Origin of the sequence: Blautia sp. 1001283B150304_161114_C9, from assembly GCF_015668165.1 — a bacterium.
Taxonomy (GTDB): Bacteria; Bacillota; Clostridia; order Lachnospirales; family Lachnospiraceae; genus Blautia_A; species Blautia_A wexlerae.
On record NZ_JADPGO010000027.1, the window covers coordinates 32725 to 52367 of the forward strand.

The window sequence follows — 19643 nt, forward strand, 5'->3', positions numbered from 1 at the left end:
CATAACTGAAAGGGGACAATATATGAGAAAAAGGATAGCATGTGTAACAGCAGCTATTTTGAGTATTTCGTTAGGAGTAAGCGGATGTGGGCTCATTCCGTTTGAACAGGATATTCCATTTCTGAGTTCCAGAGCTGAAAATGCGGAAACTGAGAAAAAAACAGAACAGCAGACAATTGATGAACAGGATGCTGATACAGAGAAAAGTACAGAAGATACACAGCAGGATGATGGTCTGAATGAGGGAGAGCAGACTGACAACGAAGATACAGAAGAGGCAGATGAGAAACAGGAAAATCCTATGGAGCAGGCAGCGCTTATGGCTGTACAGTATGATTATGATGGTGCCATAGAACTGCTTAAGAGTCAGCCGGATTACGAAAGTAATACGGATATGCAGAGTGCAGTTTCGGATTACGAAAATACGAAAGCCACCTGTACAGAATATCCGCTGGAGCAGATCACGCACGTGTTCTTTCATACACTGATCAAAGACACTGCCAGAGCATTTGACGGGGATTCAGACAGTAATGGATATAACCAGTATATGACAACAATTGATGAGTTTAACAAAATCATACAGAGTATGTATGATAAGGGATATGTCATGGTCAGTCCGCACGACATGGCGGTTATCAATGAGGACGGAACTATGTCCAGAGGCAGTATTATGCTGCCGCCGGGAAAAATTCCATTTGTGCTTTCTCAGGATGATGTAAGTTATTATCACTATATGGACGGAGATGGTTTCGCATCGAAACTTGTAGTGGATTCCAATGGTGAGGTTAAGAACGAATATATTGAGGATGACGGAAGTGTTTCCACAGGGGATTATGATATGGTTCCGCTGATCGATACTTTTGTAAAAGAACATCCGGATTTTTCCTATCATGGAAGAAAGGGAATCCTTGCAATGACAGGTTATGACGGTGTTCTGGGATATCGTACGGATATTGCATATAAGACCGGAAAAAAACTGCAGGATGATCAGAAAAAATTCCTGGAAGAACATCCGGATTTTAACTATAAGCAGGAGGTGAAAAATGCAAAAAAGGTAGCTAAGGCTATGAAGGCAGAAGGCTGGGAATTTGCAAGCCATACATGGGGACATAAGGATGTGGCTGCCACTTCTCTGGATGATCTGAAAAGAGATGATAAAAAATGGAAGAAATATGTGGCTCCCATACTTGGAGAAACAGATATGATCATTTTTGCATTTGGTGCGGATATCGGAAGCTGGGAAGGATATTCGGCAGACAATGAGAAATATGAGTTTTATAAGAGTCAGGGATACCGCTATTTCTGTAATGTAGATTCCAGTCAGTATTTTGTACAGATTACAGATGATTATTTTCGACAGGGAAGAAGAAATCTGGATGGATACAGAATGTATTATAATCCGGAAATGCTCAGTGATCTTTTTGATGTATCGGAAGTATGGGATTCTTCAAGACCAACTCCGGTACCTGGAATGTAGAAGGGAGTATTGATTATTATGAAGAAAAAAATATATCTTGCCATGCTTGCAGTTTGTTTTGCACTGACAGCATCTGCGTGTGGTGATGGCGGTGCTGTTATCACAGACAGTACAAAGACAGAAGGAGCTGCTGACGGGAAGAAAGCAGAGACAGGAACTACGCGTCTTGTTTCTGTTGAGAATGTAGAGAAATATATTACGATCGGAGAATATAAAGGACTGACTCTGGACAATACGGTGGATGCGATCACTGATGATGATGTACAGGCGCAGATCGATGAGGATCTGAAAGATAAGGCAGAACCTGTATCTGATGCAGCGAAAGAAGGGGATCTGGTGACTGTAAATTATACAGGCACTAAAGACGGACAGACTTTTGACGGTGGTACTGCCAATAATTATGACTTTGTGATCGGCGACGGACAGATGTTTGAGGAGTTTGAAAATGGTGTGATCGGGATGAAGAAGGGTGACACAAAGGAGATTAAAATTGATTTCCCGTCAGACTATGCGGACGAAACTTTGGCAGGTAAGGAAGTTATATACAAGGTTACGGTGCAGAACGTGCGGCGTGAAGGAGAACTTACAGATGAATGGGTTGCAAAGAACACTGATTATACAACAGTAGATGATTATCGTGAGAGTATTCGCAGTGAACTTGAGAAAAACGCAAAGGAATCTGCGCAGGAGGTTCTTAAGAATACTGCATGGAGTACAGTGCTTGAGAACTCTGAAGTAAAAGAATACCCACAGGAAGATGTGGATAAGGCTGTTTCTGAATTTAAGAAGAGTATGGAAGTTTATGCAAAACAGGCCGACATGACTCTGGAAGAGTTTACAGACAGTCAGGGTATTTCGCAGGATGATTTTGATGAACAATGTCAGCAGTATGCAGAGGGTAAGGTTAAGCAGAACCTGATCGTGCAGGGGATTATGGATGCAGAGGGACTGTCACTTGACGACAAAGAGAGCCTTCAGCTGCAGGATAAACTGGTAGAACAGATGGGTGTTTCCAGTATTGCAGAGCTGGTTGGAACTTACGGACAGGATTATGTAGATGAATCAGTCGGACTTCTCAGAGTGGAGGAGTTCATTATAAAAAATGCGAGTGTGAGTGAGAAAGTCGCAAACGGTGATGTGCTGGCAGATGATGCAGATGCTGCGGCAGAAAATGCAGAACAGGACAGTGATCAGAATGTATCAGATGAAGATACTGATGATTCCGGACAGGACAATTCAGATGTAGATGAGAATCTGGAAGAGGAATTAGGTACGGAAGATGTTGATCAGAGTGAATAATTGGCATTGTATTTACCTGATAAATGAGTTATGATTATTGATAAAAGTGGATTACTCCGTACTGTGATGTACGCTGTCAGGGACTAATTAACAAAAAGAAGCGGGGAAAGGAAACCATGGATAAGAGGGTGTTGCGCGAAAGAATGCGCAGAAAAAAACGCCAGATGATGATCAGGCATTATACAAAGATCGGACTTTGTGTTATTGGCATGATTCTGGCGGTGGTGTTTGTGGTGAGAGGAATTATTATTCCGATCGCACATCATGTAGCCGGAGGCGGAAGCAGTGATCAGACTGTGCAGGCTCAGGCAGATACAGAGGAAGTTCAGGCAAATTCCGATGCTGCGGTGAGACAGCCATTGAAGGGTAAATCAGATACAGATAAGATTGCCGCGATGACAGCCGGATGGCATGAGGATGCTAACGGAAAGTGGTATCAGAATACAGATGGTACATATTTTTCAAATGGATTTCAGGATATAGATGGTGTTACCTATTCTTTTGACGAAAACGGATATATACAGACAGGATGGGTAGAAAAGGGAGTGAAGGATTATTACTTTAATGAAGACGGATCTTATGATCCGAGTAAGGTACGTCCGATGCTGGCACTGACTTTTGATGATGGTCCGGGAGAGTATACAGATGAACTGCTGGATTGTCTGGAACAGAATAATGCTCATGCAACATTCTTTATGCTTGGTCAGAATGTCAGTTCATATCCGGATGCGCCAAAACGTATGCTGGAACTTGGCTGTGAGATTGGAAGTCATTCATGGGATCATACACAGTTGACGACAATTGATCTTGACGCAGTTGCAAAGCAGTTCTCTGATACAGATGATGCATTGATTCAGGCATGTGGCCAGGCTGCGAGTGTGGCGCGTGCGCCTTACGGGGACGGAAATTCAGATATTTATAATACTGTAAATAAGCCATTCTTTATGTGGTCGCTGGACACAGAAGACTGGAAACTTTTGGATGCAGATGCGGATTACAGTGCAGTAATGAATGGAGATCTGACAGATGGAACTATCATCCTGATGCATGATATTCATGAGCCATCTGTAAAGGCTGCTTTGAGATTGATACCGGATCTTATTGCACAGGGATATAAGCTTGTAACAGTAAGTGAGATGGCAGAAGCCAAGAATGTGACCTTACAGAATGCATGTTATGTGGATTTCTGGCCGAGTACACTCAGTAATGGAGATGTGCCGGGATATCAGGGCGGTTCCGATGCAGCAGCTTCTGCAGACGGAACAGATGGTACATCTGATGCAAGCACAGATTCTTCTGACGGAAGCACAGATTCCTCAGACGGAAGTGAGGATTATTCGGATGGAAGTTCAGACGATGGAAGCTATGATGATGGAAGTTCGGATGACGGAAGTTATGATGATGGAAGTTCAGATGATTCGGAAGATTACAGTGATGATTCTGTAGATTACGGAGATGGAACGGAATAAAAAACATATGCAATCCTGCAGTGTGGATCATACAGAGTAATTACGAACATACGAAAGAGCAAAGAAGAGAGCAAAGGTACTTCTTTGCTCTTTATGTTTTTTACAAAAAACACATAAAATATATAAAAAAATTGTTAAATATACACATATTTTTAATTGACGTATGGAATGTCCGTTGGTATAATAAGGCTTATAGAATGACTAAAAGTCAGTTCGTATTCCTGATTGAACTTGCTGTAAGATAGTTACTGTTCATACGCCAAAATTCCATTGCCGCAGGCAATCTGGAACGAACTTTGGCTACGTTACTGAGAATGGAGTGAACAGTAACGTAAGATATCCTGTTACAGTATTATTTTATGGAATCAGTATCTGCAAAAAAGATAGAAACCGAAGTTAAGGGAGGACTCCAGATGGGTGTGAGTATGAAATTTACAGATTTGGATCAATATTTATTTGGACAGGGAACCAATTATGAAGTATATAAGAAACTGGGTGCCCATCCGACTACATACAGACGAAAAAAAGGTGTATATTTTGCGGTCTGGGCACCGAATGCACAGTCTGTTTCTGTAATCGGTGAATTTAATGACTGGGAGGAAGAAGCAAACCCGATGGAGAAGGTTGGGCCGATCGGTGTTTATGAAGTGTTTGTTCCGGGGGCAAAGATCGGGCAGCTGTATAAATTCTTTATCGTGGGTGCGCATGGAGAGAAGCTTTATAAGGCAGATCCCTATGCAAATGAAGCTGAACTCCGTCCGGGTACAGCCTCCAGGATCACAGATATCACAGACTATAAATGGAAGGATGCCACATGGATCAAGAACAGAGAAAAGTTTGATGAGCAGGTAGAGCCTATGGCAATCTATGAGGTTCATCCGGGTTCATGGAAGAAACATCCGCAGTCAGAGGAAAATGAAAAAGGATTTTATAATTACAGAGAATTCGCACATGCCCTGGCAGCTTATGTGAAGGAAATGGGATATACCCATGTAGAGCTTATGGGAATCGCAGAGCATCCTTTTGACGGTTCCTGGGGATATCAGGTGACCGGATATTATGCACCGACTTCCAGATATGGAACGCCGCAGGATTTCAAGTATATGGTGGATTATTTACATCAGAATAAGATTGGAGTTATCCTTGACTGGGTACCTGCACATTTTCCGAAAGATGCCCATGGTCTTGCGAACTTTGACGGAACCGCAGTGTATGAGCACGCTGATCCGAGACAGGGAGAACATCCGGACTGGGGTACCAAGATTTATAATTACGGACGCCCGGAGGTTAAGAACTTCCTGATCGCAAATGCCCTTTACTGGGTGGAGGAGTGCCACGTAGACGGACTTCGTGTGGATGCTGTTGCTTCCATGCTTTATCTTGATTATGGTAAGAAGGATGGAGAATGGATCGCAAATAAATATGGCGGAAATCAGAATCTGGAGGCTATTGAATTCTTTAAGCATCTGAATACAGTAGTTCTTGGAAGGAATCATGGAACTGTGATGATCGCTGAGGAATCTACTGCATGGCCGATGGTTACAGGGGATGCAGAGAAGGACGGACTTGGTTTTAGTCTGAAGTGGAATATGGGATGGATGAATGACTTCCTGGAATATATGAAGCTGGATCCGTATTTCCGTAAATTTAATCATAATAAGATGACTTTCTCCATGTCATATGCATACAGTGAGAGATATGTATTAGTTCTTTCTCATGATGAGGTAGTTCATCTGAAATGCTCCATGCTTGAGAAGATGCCGGGAGAATTACCGGACAAATTCAAGAATTTAAAGGCTGCCTATTCATTTATGAACTGCCATCCGGGTAAGAAGCTTCTGTTCATGGGACAGGAATTCGGACAGCTTCGTGAATGGAGTGAGGAGAGAGAACTTGACTGGTTCCTTCTGAATGAAGAGCCACACAAGGAACTTCAGAATTATGTGCATGATCTCCTGACTATTTATAAGAAATATCCGGCACTTTATGCCGGTGATAATAATCCGGAAGGATTTGAGTGGATCAATGCGAATGACGGGGACAGAAGTATTTTCAGCTTTGTGAGAAAGTCTCCTACAAAGAGAAACAATATTCTTTACATAGTTAACTTTACACCTGTTGACCGTCCGGATTACAGAGTTGGTGTTCCGAAGAAAAAACAGTACAAGCTGATCATGGATGAGAATGGACTTCTGGAGCAGCCAAAGACATTTAAGGCAGTGAAACAGGAATGTGATAACAGAGAGTTTTCCTTCGCATATCCATTGCCGGCTTATGGGGTTGCGATTTTTACATATTAATTTTTCGGGATGATTTCGGGATATATGTAAATATCTGAGAGAATTATTGTCAGGGGTATGTTATTTATTTGACAATATTGCAGAGTAAGCATGATAATATATGAAAAATTCGTGAAATATAAATAATTGCTTTTGAAATTTATCTGCGTTATAATTATCGCGAACACAAGGAATAGAGAGAATAATGGTTTCCATGTTGAAAGGAGAATGAACATGAAAGTATCTAACATTAAAGACATCGATAAATTTTTTGCTGTAGTTGACAGCTGCGAAGGCAGAGTAGAATTAGTAACAGGCGAAGGTGACAGACTGAACCTTAAATCTAAATTATCCCAGTATGTATCTCTGGCAAACATTTTCTCAGGCGGAGAGATTCCGGAACTTGAGATCGTTGCTTATGAGAAAGACGATATTGATAAATTAATGAGCTTTATGATCAACGGTTGATCATTAGTGTATACAGGCGGGGGCATGATGGTGGATCATGCCCCTTTCTTTGATGTGAACAGGCAGGTTGTTCTGAAGGTATTGAACAGCTGCAGGATATTTGTAAACCAGGGGGCACAGGCGTTACTGTTCACTGGTAACATCCCGCGAGGTGTTTTTTGTGAGCGAAGGTCACAGAAAACCCGAGACATACTGCGCGAATTTATGCGAGTAGCATAAATTCTGTGCATCGCGAAGCGTGTTGCTGAGAACGGAGTGAACAGTAACGCACAGGCGTTTCCTGGTCAAAGTGCGTTGATGGCAGACTTGAATACATTGGACATCTTATGTATAATGAGTACGTTATAGGTAAATATATAAACAGACAGATAATGATGGCAGTTCCAAAAGTTATTCTGTTTGTTCATAAAAATGGCAGAATATAAAAAATGACGGCTATATGGCAGTTATTCAGAAATATAAATTTTAACGAAGAGGAGAAATAAGACAATGGCAACTAAGATTGATATTATTTCCGGTTTCCTTGGAGCCGGTAAAACTACATTGATTAAGAAACTTCTGAAAGAGGCTTATGCAGATGAGCAGGTTGTACTGATCGAGAATGAATTTGGTGAGATTGGTATTGACGGTGGTTTCCTGAAGGAAGCGGGAATCCAGATCCGGGAAATGAATTCCGGATGTATCTGCTGTTCATTAGTGGGAGATTTCGGCACTTCTCTGAAAGAGGTTGTGGACAAATATCATCCGGACAGAATCCTGATCGAGCCATCAGGTGTTGGTAAACTCTCAGATGTTATTAAGGCAGTACAGGGTGTTCAGGGAGATGTGGATATCGTTCTGAACAGCTATACGACTGTAGTTGATGCAAAGAAGTGCAAAATGTATATGAGAAATTTTGGTGAGTTCTTTAACAATCAGGTTGAATATGCAGGAGCGATCATCATGAGCCGTACAGATATCATTGATGAGAAGAAAGCACAGCAGGCAATGGAACTTCTTCGTGGAATTAATGCGAAAGCTGCTATCATAACCACTCCGATTGAGAAACTGGACGGAAAGAAAATCCTTGAGGTTATGGAGAAACCGGTATCTCTTGAGGAAGAACTGATGTCTGAGGAAGAGGTATGCCCGGAGTGCGGACATGTACATGAACATGGAGAGCATCATCATCACGATCACGACCATGATCATGAATGTGGCTGTGGACATGATCACGAAGAACATGAACATCATCACCATGACCACGACCATGAATGTGGCTGTGGACATGATCATGAGGAACATGAGCATCATCACCACGATCACGACCATGAATGCGGCTGCGGACATGATCATCATGATCATCACCATCATCACGCAGATGAGGTATTTACAAGCTGGGGACGTGAGACGATCAAGAAATACACAAGAGAAGGTCTTGAGAAGATGCTTGAGGCTCTTTCCGCTTCTGAAGATTACGGTATTATTCTTCGTGCAAAGGGAATGCTTCCTGCAGAAGACGGAACATGGATTTATTTTGACATGGTTCCGGAGGAAACAGAGATCCGTGAAGGTGCACCGGAATACACAGGCCGTCTCTGCGTAATCGGCTCTAAACTGAAAGAAGATAAACTTGCAGAATTATTTGGGCTTGCATAATGATCATGAGGAAGCAGTGATTTATGGCAATCCTCTAAAATACTGCATCTGGATTCGGCTCATCAGAGTGTGAAATCTTCGTCATAGATGCGAGACTGAATGATTTCGGCAGATAATAACAGAATCAGAATAAAGATAAAGGAATAAATTATATGATGGATGATATCAGAGTTCCCATTTATTTGGTTACGGGATTCCTGGAAAGCGGAAAGACTACTTTCCTGGATTTTACACTGCAGCAGGAGTACTTTGCCATTGACGGCAAAACTCTGTTGATCCTTTGCGAAGAAGGCGAAGAAGAATATGATATGGATAAACTGAAACTTACAAACACAGTTGTGGAAGTGATCGAGGATGAAGAAGATCTGACACCACAGCGTCTGGCTGCCATGGATATCATCCATCAGCCGGAGCGTGTTGTGATCGAGTATAACGGAATGTGGCTTGTAAGTAAGTTTGAGCAGATGGAGCTTCCGGAAGGCTGGGGCATTGAGCAGGAGATTACCTGTGTGGATGCAACTACTTATCAGGTTTATATGGCAAACATGAAATCTCTGTTCATGGATATGATCAGAAATACAGATATGGTTGTATTTAACCGCTGTAAAGAGGGAGATCCGCTTCCTGCATACAGACGAGGGATCAAGGTCGCAAATCAGAGTGCAGAGGTTATCTTTGAAAATGAAGAGGGCGAGATGGATGACATTTTCCAGGATGAGATGCCGTTTGATATCAATGCACCGATCATTGAGATTCCACCGGAAGATTATGGTATCTGGTTTGTGGATGCCATGGATAATCCGGATAAATATGTAGACAAAATTGTCCGCTTTAAAGGACGTGTCATGAAACCACGTGGAATGGGAAGTAAATTCTTTGTTCCGGGACGTGTGGCAATGACCTGCTGCGCAGATGATACCACTTTCCTTGGATACGTGTGCAGAAGCGATTATGCACCGCATATCAAAGAGGGCAGCTGGGTAGAAGTAACAGCGAAGGTCGCATTTGAGAACCGTACAGAATATCAGGGTGAGGGCATTGTTCTTTATGCAAGTGATGTGAAAGAATGCGAGCCGCTTAAGGAAGAGATGGTATATTTTAATTAATTATCTTAGCGTGTGTTTGAAAAATGCTTTCCGCAAGACGTGCGTTACAATTTGCAGGATTGGTTTTTTGAACACACTTTAGAGGATGTAAAAAATAAATTTGACATCAGGACAGGTATGGTAATTCCGGGAAATGGTGTTAAATTAAGCAGGAGACACATATATGTATTTAGTAGTTGGCCTGGGAAATCCCGGGAAACAGTATGAAGCAACACGCCATAATATGGGATTTGATACCGTTGACCGTCTGGTAGAGGATTACAATGTCCCTCAGGGTGGTGTGAAATTTAATGCCATGTACGGTAAAACCATGATCGGCGGAGAGAAAGTGATTCTTATGAAGCCGCTTTCTTTTATGAACCTGAGTGGCGGTCCTGTTCGTGAGATGGCGAATTATTTTAAAATTGATCCGGAATCAGAGCTTATTGTTATTTATGATGATATTGATCTGGAACCCGGGCAGCTTCGCATCCGCAAGCAGGGAAGTGCGGGTGGACATAACGGGATCAAAGATATTATCCGCCAGCTTGGCACAGAGAAATTTCTCCGTATCAAAGTAGGAGTTGGTGCAAAGCCGAAGGGATGGGATCTGGCAGATCATGTACTTGGCAGATTTTCCACAGAAGACAGGAAACTTGTGGATGAAGCAATAGCAAAGGCGGCAAAGGCTGTGGATATCATAATCTCACAGGGTACAGATGCAGCCATGAACGAATATAACAGAAAAGTACCTGTACAGAAATAAGCAGACAGGAAACAGATGATTGTTCAGCAAAAGGTATAGAAAGCGGTAACTGGAAACAGAAGCCGCTTTTATTACGTCGAAGGATCATGAGGGGTGAAGATGAAAGCATTTTTAACACCTCTGCAGGGGCTTGCAGAGTTTGAACAGATTAAAGAAAAAAGCAAAACGAATAAGGGAATCCTGCAGGTTTCGGGGTGTATGGAATCGCAGAAATCTCATCTGATGTACGGACTTTCCGGGATTGCACCTTATCGTCTGATCCTGGCGGAGGACGAACGCCGCGCCAGAGAAATTTATGAAGATTACAGATTTTATGACAGAAAAGTGTATTCTTATCCTGCGAAAGATCTTCTGTTCTTTCAGGCAGATATCCATGGAAATCTGCTGATACGTCAGAGGATGAAGGTCATTAAGGCGTTATTGGAAGAGAAAGAACTGACAGTTGTTACAAGTATTGACGGATGTATGGATTTTCTGGAATCTCTGGAAAAGATAAAAGAACAGCTGATTCATTACGAAAGTGACAGCACCGTAGACACAGAACAGCTGAAGAACCAGCTGGTGGCTTTAGGTTACGAGCGGGTAGGACAGGTGGAAATGCCGGGGCAGTTCTCTGTGCGTGGCGGTATTGTGGATATTTACTGTCTCACTGAGGAAAATCCATGGAGAATCGAGCTTTGGGGAGATGAGATTGATTCTATCCGGAGTTTTGATCCGGAGAGTCAGCGTTCTCTGGAAAATCTGGAAGAACTTACGATCTATCCGGCGGTGGAGCATATAGGGGACAAGGATATGGTTTCCTTCCTGGATTATTTTCCGGAGGAAAGAACCATAATCTTTCTGGATGAACCAAACCGACTGACTGAGAAAGGCGGGGCTGTAGAAGAAGAGTACAGACAGAGCCGTATGCACAGAGAGGAAAAAGGCAGCCGGAATCTGCCGGAAAACTGGCTTTGTTCTTTTGAACAGCTTCAAAAAGAACTGAATAAACGCAACTGTATTTCTGTATGTGCGCTGGAACCGAAACAGGCAGGCTGGAAAGTGCGGGAGAAATTTTACCTGGAGGTAAAATCAATCAGCGCTTATAACAACAGTTTTGAACTTCTGGTAAAAGATCTTCATCAGTATAAGAAACAGGGATACAGGATCGCGTTGCTTTCCGGTTCCCGCACAAGGGCCGAGAGGCTGGCAAAGGATCTTCAGGAAGAGGGACTGGCAGCCTTTTATGGACAAGATTATGACAGGGAGATCTGTCCGGGCGAGATCATGGTGGTTTATGGCCATGCAAAGAAGGGCTTTGAATACCCGTTGATCAAGTTTGCGGTAATGACAGAATCTGACATTTTTGGACAGGAACAGAAAAAAAAGAAGAAAAAAAATTACAGTGGAAGCCGTATTCAGGATTTTGCGGAGCTTTCTATTGGCGATTTTGTTGTCCATGAAAAGCATGGTCTTGGTATTTACCGAGGAATTGAAAAAGTTGAAGTAGACAGGATCGTTAAAGATTATATTAAAATTGAATACAGAGGCGGGAGCAATCTCTATATTCCTGCTACTCAGCTTGACTGTCTGCAGAAATATTCAGGGGCAGATGCTTCAAAGGCTCCGAAGCTGAACAAACTTGGTACTCAGGAGTGGAATAAAACAAAGAGCAAGGTTCGTGGGGCAGTTAAAAATATTGCAAAAGAACTGGTAGAGCTTTATGCAGTGCGTCAGGAAAAGGAAGGATATGTCTGTGGTCCTGATACTGTATGGCAGAGAGAATTTGAAGAAATGTTTCCATATGAAGAGACAGAGGATCAGCTCAGTGCTATTGAGGATGCCAAACGTGATATGGAGAGTACCAGGATTATGGACCGGCTTATCTGCGGGGATGTGGGATACGGCAAAACAGAAGTGGCGCTGCGTGCCGCATTTAAGGAAGTACAGGAGAGCAGACAGGTAGCTTATCTTGCACCTACAACGATCCTTGCGCAGCAGATTTATAATACCTTTGTGCAGAGGATGAAGGAATTTCCGGTACGTGTGGAACTATTGTGCAGATTCCGGACCCCGGCACAACAGAAGAAGGCAATCGAAGATCTGAAAAAAGGTCAGGTGGATGTGATCATTGGAACGCACAGAATCCTTTCCAAAGACGTACAGTTCAAAAATCTTGGCCTGTTGATCGTTGATGAGGAACAGCGGTTTGGAGTTACGCATAAGGAAAAAATCAAGCAGTTAAAGAAGGATGTGGATGTCCTTACACTGACTGCAACGCCCATTCCCCGTACTCTTCATATGAGCCTGATCGGAATCCGGGATATGAGTGTCCTGGAGGAGCCTCCTATGGACAGAATGCCGATCCAGACATATGTTATGGAATATGATGAAGAGACAGTCCGAGAGGCTATCAACAGGGAATTGCGCAGAGGCGGCCAGGTTTATTATGTTTATAATCGAGTGACGGATATTGCAGATGTTGCCCTGCGTATTGCGAAGCTGGTGCCGGACGCAAGGGTGGATTTTGCTCATGGCCAGATGAGTGAGAGGGAACTGGAGAATGTGATGTATTCCTTTGTAAACGGGGATATTGATGTGCTGGTTTCCACCACGATCATTGAGACAGGGCTGGATATTTCCAATGTAAATACTATGATTATCCATGATTCAGACAGATACGGGCTTTCTCAGCTTTATCAGCTTCGGGGAAGGATCGGGCGTTCCAACAGAACTGCCTATGCGTTTCTGATGTACAGAAAGAATGTGATGCTGAAGGAGACGGCTGAGAAGCGTCTGGCTGCGATCCGCGAGTATACGGATCTGGGAAGCGGATTTAAGATTGCAATGAGAGATCTGGAACTTCGAGGTGCCGGAAATCTGCTGGGTGCGCAGCAACATGGACATATGAATGCGGTTGGATATGATCTTTATTGTAAGATGCTCAATGAAGCAGTGAAAGAGGCGAAGGGTATTCATACAATGGAGGATTTCGAGACATCGGTTGATCTGAATGTTGATGCGTATATTCCTGATTCCTACATCAGTAATGAATTTCAGAAGCTGGATATTTATAAAAGAATTGCGGGGATTGAGACACAACAGGATTATGATGATATGCTGGAAGAACTTCTGGACCGTTTCGGAGAACCCGGAAAGGCAGTGCTGAATCTTCTGGCGATTGCGAAGTTAAAGGCGATTGCTCATCAGGGGTACGTAACGGAAATAAAGCAGACTGGAAAAACAGTCCGGTTTACCCTTTATGAGAAAGCAAGACTGAATACAGAAGGCTTTCCGGCTCTTATGCAGAAATACAGAAGAGGTCTGCAGTTTAAGAATGAGCAGGAACCGAAATTTATCCTGGAACCACAGGGGAATCTGATCCTGGCATTGACGGAATTTGCAGAGGAGCTTAAGAGCATGGCGGAAAATATGTGAAATATACTACATATTTTTCGATTTGCCTTGCCCTTCGCAGGAAAAAAGTTTATACTCTAATAACAGTACATTCTGGGAAAGTGGTATGGAAGAAAGACCAGATTGATAATATGGAGGAAGAAATGAAAAAAATGGTAAAGAGAACAGCCGTTGTGACACTGGCAGGTGTGATGTCAGTTGGTATGCTTTCCGGCTGTGGAAGTAAAACATTAGATGGAACAAAGACAGTGGCTACTGTTGACGGAACAGATATTCCGCTTGGAGTTGTAAGTCTTTATGCCCGCGAACAGCAACAGCAGACAACAACCATGTATTTAAATTATATGGGAAGTGCAGATAATATCTGGGATCAGACAGCAGGTGATGATTCAGATGAGACTTATGGTGATCAGGCAGTGACAAGCAGTCTGGAGTCTGTTGAGAAGATGTATATTCTCAAAGAGAAGGCTGCGGATTATAACATAGAGCTTACAGATGATGATGAAGCAGCGATCGCAGATGCAGCATCACAGTTTATGGCTGCAAACAGTGAAGAGACAATTAAGGAACTTGCGGTAACGGAAGATCAGGTAAAAACACTTCTGGAGCTTCAGACAATTCAGAAGAAGATGTATGATCCGGTTGTAGCAGAAGGAAAGATCACAGTTTCTGATGATGAAGCGAATCAGACAACCTTCACTTATGTAAGTATCTCTACAAGCGGTGATGATATAACTGATGAGGAGAAAAAGACTAAGAAAGAACAGGCTCAGGAGATTCTGGATAAGATGAAAGAGGATCCTACAGCAGACATGAGTGAGATTGCCAAAGGTGTAGATGACAGTTATTCTGCAGTACAGGGTAATTTTACAACAAAAGAGAGCGAAGACGAGGATGAAGATTCCGGCAGCGAGGCATATCCGGATGAGGTTCTGAAGGTTCTGAGAGGACTGAAAGACGGAGAAGTTGCAGACAATATTATTGAGACTGACACAGGATACTATGTAGTAAGACTTGACAAGATCAATGATGAAGATGCCACAGCTTCCAAGCGAGAATCTCTTCAGAATTCCAAAGAAAGTACCTATTTTACAGATACAACTGCTAAATGGCTGGATGAGGCAGATGTAAAGGTAGTTAAGAAAGTCATTAAGACACTTAAGATCACTGACAAACATACCTTCATGGCACCGACTCCTACCCCGGTTCCGGAAACACCGACACCTGAAGTGACAGAAGAGGCAACTCCAACACCGGAAACAGAGGAAGTTACAGAAACACCTGCAGCAGAGGATACAGAGACAACAGAGACTCCGGCGGCAGAGGAAGAAGCAGCAGAAACTACTGAAACACCGGAAGCAACACCGACAGAAGCAGCTAAATAAGAAAATCCGAACTGTCAGTAGCTTGCTGATAGGAATTGAGTATTGTAAATTAAAACAGCTATGATGAAAACCTGAGTGTTTTCACATAGCTGTTTTTAAGTTTAAATAAATCCGAAATCATTCTCCTAAATATGCAAAAATAACACAGATAAATAGAGATATGATAATACGTTATTTTGTATGTTCTGCTAAATGAGATGGAAATGCTTCAAAGCATTGGCAATTCCGTTGTCCTCTATATCGGTTGTCTGGTAAGTGCAGTGAGGCAGGATCAGGGGATCCGAGTCGCCCATTGCGATGCTGTTTCCGGCGAACTGCAGCATAAGAAGATCGTTCGTGCTGTCGCCGAATGCATAGGTGTCTTTGACCGGAACCCCAAGGCGGTCTGCCAGAAACCGGATTCCGGTTGCTTTGCTGAGATTTTTCTGAGTCAGTTCCCATGCCTTGTCTTCATGTATGAAACACAGAAAATGTTCATCTGCAAATTTGCGGAAAGTTTCCATATCAGAATCAGCAGACGGAAAAGCCAGAAACTTGTCAAATGTAAAATGGTTGTATGTTTCGGGCGGGTAGAGAGCCAGATCTTCTACTATAACTTCTGCTTTCAGCTTCTGAACAGTTTCAGGAACAGCACATGAACTGCTGTCATATAAAATCTTATCCGGGCGTTCAAAAAACGCAGGAATTCTGCATTCCCGCAGTAATTCTGTTGTTTTACGGCAAAGCGGATTTGGAATAGAACTGGAAAACAAAAGCTCTTCATTCATATAAATCTGGCTGCCGCATCCGCATACATAGCCGTCGAATCCCATTTCTTTAATGATTTCCGGAATCATTGTATAGGTACGTCCGGAATTGATGAAAAGGAGATGACCATTATAGCGTGCTTCTTTTAAAGCCTGTTTCGCACTGTCCGGAACTGTCCATGGGTAAGGGGTTAACAGGGTTTTGTCAATGTCAAAAAATAAGAGTTTACGATTATTCTCCATCAGATGTCTCCTCTGTCTCAGTATCTGTATTGTCATAAAATTCGTCATCAGAAGGATTTTCATTTCCTGTATGTACGCGGATTCCGTTCAGTTCAACTTCGCCTTCCATTGGGATCACAAGGCACTTGCGTCCGTCAATTACGCGTGTTTCCACAAGATCGGCACGTTCAGGATCTACGTGGACTACAACATCCGGGGTTTTGATCTCGAATCTTTTTGTATTGGTGATGTTGGAAGCAACCAGAGAGGATTTTTCCCCGGCTGTGATCTCGTATTGTTCATCAAATGACTGTAGTTTTTCATCTTCTACGCCGCATTCTTCAAAGAGGCGTTTTACCTCAGATTTGGTCAGAACTACAGGTTCCGGCTCATCCTTCTGTGATTCGATCAGGTCGTTTAATTTCTCGTGAATGCTTAATACAGTGTCATATCTGCAGTCGTCGCCCAGAGTATCTTCAACCAGTGCGTTAAAGGAATCACGCTGTCCTCCTGCAGAAAGAGGTGCTGTACATCCAAGCAGTTCATCGATAAAAATATCCCGAAGCTCGTTTGCATTTTTACTATAATAAAGGACACCATGGATGTCAGTGCTGCGGTCGTTAAACTGCGGGAAAAGGAAAGCAACATCCGGAAGTTCCACGATCCAGTCGCGGATACGGTCCTGGATGCTGTTGGTTTCGGCATTGTAGCAAAGACCTGCCTTAGAGAGTTTTACAGGACAGATACAGCACATGATGTGCTCATAAATCTCATCAGATGCATCAAACATTTCTGCACCGTCGGAAGACTTTCCGGGGATATCATATACTCCATGGATCAGGATGATGTAGTAGTTTTCGGGATAATCATAGTTTTCAATGATCTTATCGTAGAAACTTTCTACCAGTGCATCATCGGTCAGTTTGCTTTCTCTCAGTTTCATAAGAAAATGTTGAGTTCCGCCCTCAGTTTCCTGCTCGAGAGGAAATTCCATGTTCATCAGATTTTTTCCTATTGTTCCGGAAAGGGATTTGCGGAAAATTTCAAAGTATTTGAACATTTCTTCTTCTGATAAAGAGAGAAATGCTTCTTTCAGTTCGGTTTTTTTATTCTTTTCTCCGTCAACGTAACATCCGCAGATGCGGGTGAGAGAACAGTTCTCGGGAGTGAACTGTTTCTTGATTTCAGAAATTTCTTTTTTGTTCATATAGTTTATACCTCATGTTAGTCTGTTCTTTATTATAGACCAGTTGTGATGCAGGGGCAAGGAAAATTGCCTGAAAATTATGGGAAATACAGGTGAGTTTTGGTAGATGTAGTGCTATAATATAGGAAGATATTGTTGCCTGGCTGTGTTGCTGAGAACGGGGTGGACAGTAATGTTGCTTTGACAGTGATGAAAATAAATACAGGAGGATATGAGACATGAATGAAACAATAAAAAATCTTTTGGAGCGAAGAAGTGTACGTGGTTATAAAGAAGATCTGGTGCCGGAAGAAGTGTTGAATGAAATTCTTGAAGCAGGGGAATACGCACCAAGCGGAATGGGACAACAGGGTACACTTATGGTAGTAACACAGAATCCGGAACTTGTTGCGAAGCTTTCTAAAATGAATGCGGATGTGATGGGGACTGAGAGTGATCCGTTCTATGGGGCACCGACAGTTGTTGTGGTCTTTGCAGACAGTAATATGCCTACATGTGTGGAAAATGGAAGTCTGGTTATGGGAAATCTGATGAATGCTGCTCATGCCCTTGGGGTTGATTCCTGCTGGATTCATCGTGCAAGAGAGGTGTTTGCTTCTGAAGAAGGAAAGGCATTGAAGGCAGAGTGGGGTGTGCCGGAGTCTTATGTTGGAATTGGTCATTGTGTGCTTGGTTATCGCTCCGGGGAATATCCGAAAGCGAAAGCGAGAAAAGACGGATTTGTGATCAGGGTGTGATTGTAGTGTGGCGGCAGAGTGATTCCTGAAACAGGCTGGCAGGAAAGATATGAGAATGTTCGGGAAATCAAGTTGCCGGCACAGTAGCTGTGAGAGAGGGTTGCTGTTGAGTATATTTGATTTTAAGAGAAAGAAGTACAGAACGTTTCTGCAGGATTCTGAGACAGGTGAGGAGATTGCTGAGGAGTATGAGAAAGCCCGGGGAGTCTGGAAAAAGCATGATGTTCAGGATGGGAAGGGTTCGGAGATGAGAGAGAATCTGATAAGGAAGCATTATTGGTTTTCGGGGAGAGTGCAGGGAGTTGGATTTCGCTATCGGGCCTGTTATATTGCCAGTTCTCTGGGGGTTACCGGTTGGGTGAGAAATAACTGGGATGAGCGCGTGGAGATGGAGGCGCAGGGGAGCAGGGAGCTGCTTGCGCAGATGGTGGAGATGTTGGGGAGACAGAGGTTTATTGAGATTGAGGGGATTGAGGAGAGGGTGATTCCGGTGGAGGTTGAGAGTGGGTTTTATTCCAGATGAAAGGGACGCAAGCTCAAACAATTCTCTTTGGCTTGGTTTCGGATCTTAAGAAAAGCTAAACCTCAGGAAATCTGCTAAAGGGGGACGCAGCCCCAAACAATTCTCTTCGGCTCGGTTTCGGGTCTTAAGAAAAACTAAGCCCGGGAAGATCAGCTAAAAGCATTCGCAGATAACTCAAACTCGCCGCGAAGCGGCTCAGACAGTGAGTGATCTGCGAATAACGCTGATCTTCCCGGGCTAAGATTTTCTAAAGGCCCTGCAAATGTCGCCGAAGAGAATTGTTTGGGGCTGCTGGCTGTTGGCTGTGACTGGTGGCTGAAAGAGAAGAGAGATGGTGGTCTGTTAGTTTTGCGGAATAGAAAAGTTTCCTATATATAGTATGAAGGGGAAGGAAAAACTGGGGTGTTGTGTATATATGGTATATGGATGCTGCATGATATAGGAAGGATAGATGGGGAGGATGGTTGGAATTCCGGTGTCAGATAGACTGGATGTCTGTTGGGAATTTAGTGGAGATTAGGGTGAAAATATAAAAAGTTTGTCAAATTATGAAATTAACTGTTGACATAGTGAACTTTCGGTGTTATATTAGTTGAGCTGTCGGAAATAATTGTTTCTTGAAAAGAGACAATTTAAGACAATTTCTGAAAGAAAAAAGAAATTAAAAAAAGTGCTTGACAACTTAAAATGAATATGTTAAAGTAACCAAGTCGCTTGAACAGAGCCGACAATCACTGATCGGAAGAACAGTTCGGAAATCCGGAAGAGTTCGAAAAACTTTGAAAAAAACTTGAAAAAAGTGCTTGACAAAGAAAAAGAGATGTGATAAAGTAAACAAGCTGTCGCAAGACAGACAACCTTGATAACTAAACAGTGAAACACATACGATTCTCGAAAATTCTTTACATTTTTAAGAACGGTTTGAAAAACCAAAAACAGTAAAACG

General features: G+C 42.8%; 15 protein-coding genes. 12 read left to right on the top strand and 3 right to left on the bottom strand.

Annotation, left to right across the window (positions count from 1 at the left end; translation table 11 throughout):
* Positions 1-22 precede the first annotated feature (22 nt).
* The 7 genes from I4V44_RS13150 (at position 23) to I4V44_RS13180 (ending at position 9736) form a co-directional block, all read left to right on the top strand.
* Positions 23-1477 carry a polysaccharide deacetylase family protein gene (locus I4V44_RS13150; RefSeq protein WP_195383012.1) on the top strand — a complete coding sequence of 485 codons (1455 nt, stop codon included), beginning with the start codon at positions 23-25 and terminating at the stop codon, positions 1475-1477.
* An 18-nt stretch (positions 1478-1495) separates the two neighbouring features.
* Positions 1496-2776: a trigger factor gene (gene tig, locus I4V44_RS13155; RefSeq protein WP_196002832.1), complete on the top strand. Its 1281-nt coding sequence runs from the start codon at positions 1496-1498 to the stop codon at positions 2774-2776.
* A gap of 116 nt (positions 2777-2892) precedes the next feature.
* Positions 2893-4245 carry a polysaccharide deacetylase family protein gene (locus tag I4V44_RS13160; RefSeq protein WP_195303412.1) on the top strand — a complete coding sequence of 451 codons (1353 nt, stop codon included), beginning with the start codon at positions 2893-2895 and terminating at the stop codon, positions 4243-4245.
* 413 nt (positions 4246-4658) lie between these two features.
* Positions 4659-6545, top strand: coding sequence for a 1,4-alpha-glucan branching protein GlgB (glgB, locus tag I4V44_RS13165; RefSeq protein ID WP_195303689.1), 1887 nt, complete (start codon positions 4659-4661; stop codon positions 6543-6545).
* Between the two features lie 213 nt (positions 6546-6758).
* Positions 6759-6992 carry a hypothetical protein gene (locus I4V44_RS13170; protein ID WP_020993301.1) on the top strand — a complete coding sequence of 78 codons (234 nt, stop codon included), beginning with the start codon at positions 6759-6761 and terminating at the stop codon, positions 6990-6992.
* 489 nt (positions 6993-7481) lie between these two features.
* On the top strand, positions 7482-8630 hold the full coding sequence (locus I4V44_RS13175; RefSeq protein WP_144136779.1) for a CobW family GTP-binding protein: 1149 nt from the start codon (positions 7482-7484) through the stop codon (positions 8628-8630).
* Between the two features lie 155 nt (positions 8631-8785).
* Complete coding sequence (locus I4V44_RS13180) at positions 8786-9736, top strand: TIGR03943 family putative permease subunit (protein WP_008707706.1); 951 nt, start codon at positions 8786-8788, stop codon at positions 9734-9736.
* Here I4V44_RS13180 and I4V44_RS18585 read toward each other — a convergent pair.
* Positions 9729-9836, bottom strand: coding sequence for a DUF6783 domain-containing protein (locus I4V44_RS18585; RefSeq protein WP_420314761.1), 108 nt, complete (start codon positions 9834-9836; stop codon positions 9729-9731). The two genes, I4V44_RS13180 and I4V44_RS18585, sit on opposite strands and share 8 nt — an antisense overlap.
* A gap of 63 nt (positions 9837-9899) precedes the next feature.
* On the opposite strand from I4V44_RS18585, the gene pth reads away from it, so the two are divergent.
* From pth to I4V44_RS13195, 3 genes are all read left to right on the top strand, one after another.
* Positions 9900-10481 (top strand): aminoacyl-tRNA hydrolase, encoded by a 582-nt coding sequence (gene pth / locus I4V44_RS13185; protein WP_008707705.1) that lies wholly within the window; start codon positions 9900-9902, stop codon positions 10479-10481.
* A 99-nt stretch (positions 10482-10580) separates the two neighbouring features.
* The gene (gene mfd / locus I4V44_RS13190; RefSeq protein ID WP_055152781.1) at positions 10581-13898 is read left to right on the top strand and encodes a transcription-repair coupling factor; all 3318 of its coding nucleotides are present in this window, start codon (positions 10581-10583) and stop codon (positions 13896-13898) included.
* A gap of 122 nt (positions 13899-14020) precedes the next feature.
* On the top strand, positions 14021-15262 hold the full coding sequence (locus I4V44_RS13195) for a peptidylprolyl isomerase (protein ID WP_243280278.1): 1242 nt from the start codon (positions 14021-14023) through the stop codon (positions 15260-15262).
* Between the two features lie 188 nt (positions 15263-15450).
* Here the strand turns inward: I4V44_RS13195 and I4V44_RS13200 are convergent, their stop codons facing one another.
* On the bottom strand, positions 15451-16251 hold the full coding sequence (locus I4V44_RS13200) for an HAD family hydrolase (RefSeq protein WP_055058659.1): 801 nt from the start codon (positions 16249-16251) through the stop codon (positions 15451-15453).
* A complete protein-coding gene (locus I4V44_RS13205; protein ID WP_022379957.1) occupies positions 16241-17437 on the bottom strand; it encodes a DUF4317 domain-containing protein in 1197 nt (398 codons plus the stop codon). Before I4V44_RS13205 ends, I4V44_RS13200 begins: the two co-directional genes overlap by 11 nt.
* A 218-nt stretch (positions 17438-17655) precedes the next feature.
* On the opposite strand from I4V44_RS13205, the gene I4V44_RS13210 reads away from it, so the two are divergent.
* Together I4V44_RS13210 and I4V44_RS13215 are read left to right on the top strand one after the other, a co-directional pair.
* Entirely contained in the window at positions 17656-18174 is a 519-nt protein-coding gene (locus tag I4V44_RS13210) for a nitroreductase family protein (protein ID WP_022379958.1), read from the top strand.
* Positions 18175-18421: 247 nt separating this feature from the next.
* Positions 18422-18697 carry an acylphosphatase gene (locus I4V44_RS13215; RefSeq protein ID WP_196002835.1) on the top strand — a complete coding sequence of 92 codons (276 nt, stop codon included), beginning with the start codon at positions 18422-18424 and terminating at the stop codon, positions 18695-18697.
* Positions 18698-19643: the final 946 nt, after the last annotated feature.

Bases quoted from the DNA above. Each gene is read 5' to 3' on its own strand.
- I4V44_RS13170 (WP_020993301.1), top strand. From the start codon at position 6,759: ATGAAAGTATCTAACATTAAAGACATCGATAAATTTTTTGCTGTAGTT.
- I4V44_RS13205 (WP_022379957.1), bottom strand. From the start codon at position 17,437: ATGAACAAAAAAGAAATTTCTGAAATCAAGAAACAGTTCACTCCCGAG.
- I4V44_RS13195 (WP_243280278.1), top strand. From the start codon at position 14,021: ATGAAAAAAATGGTAAAGAGAACAGCCGTTGTGACACTGGCAGGTGTG.
- I4V44_RS13175 (WP_144136779.1), top strand. From the start codon at position 7,482: ATGGCAACTAAGATTGATATTATTTCCGGTTTCCTTGGAGCCGGTAAA.
- I4V44_RS13160 (WP_195303412.1), top strand. From the start codon at position 2,893: ATGGATAAGAGGGTGTTGCGCGAAAGAATGCGCAGAAAAAAACGCCAG.
- I4V44_RS13180 (WP_008707706.1), top strand. From the start codon at position 8,786: ATGGATGATATCAGAGTTCCCATTTATTTGGTTACGGGATTCCTGGAA.
- I4V44_RS13210 (WP_022379958.1), top strand. From the start codon at position 17,656: ATGAATGAAACAATAAAAAATCTTTTGGAGCGAAGAAGTGTACGTGGT.
- tig (WP_196002832.1), top strand. From the start codon at position 1,496: ATGAAGAAAAAAATATATCTTGCCATGCTTGCAGTTTGTTTTGCACTG.
- glgB (WP_195303689.1), top strand. From the start codon at position 4,659: ATGGGTGTGAGTATGAAATTTACAGATTTGGATCAATATTTATTTGGA.
- mfd (WP_055152781.1), top strand. From the start codon at position 10,581: ATGAAAGCATTTTTAACACCTCTGCAGGGGCTTGCAGAGTTTGAACAG.
- pth (WP_008707705.1), top strand. From the start codon at position 9,900: ATGTATTTAGTAGTTGGCCTGGGAAATCCCGGGAAACAGTATGAAGCA.
- I4V44_RS13150 (WP_195383012.1), top strand. From the start codon at position 23: ATGAGAAAAAGGATAGCATGTGTAACAGCAGCTATTTTGAGTATTTCG.
- I4V44_RS13200 (WP_055058659.1), bottom strand. From the start codon at position 16,251: ATGGAGAATAATCGTAAACTCTTATTTTTTGACATTGACAAAACCCTG.
- I4V44_RS13215 (WP_196002835.1), top strand. From the start codon at position 18,422: ATGAGAGAGAATCTGATAAGGAAGCATTATTGGTTTTCGGGGAGAGTG.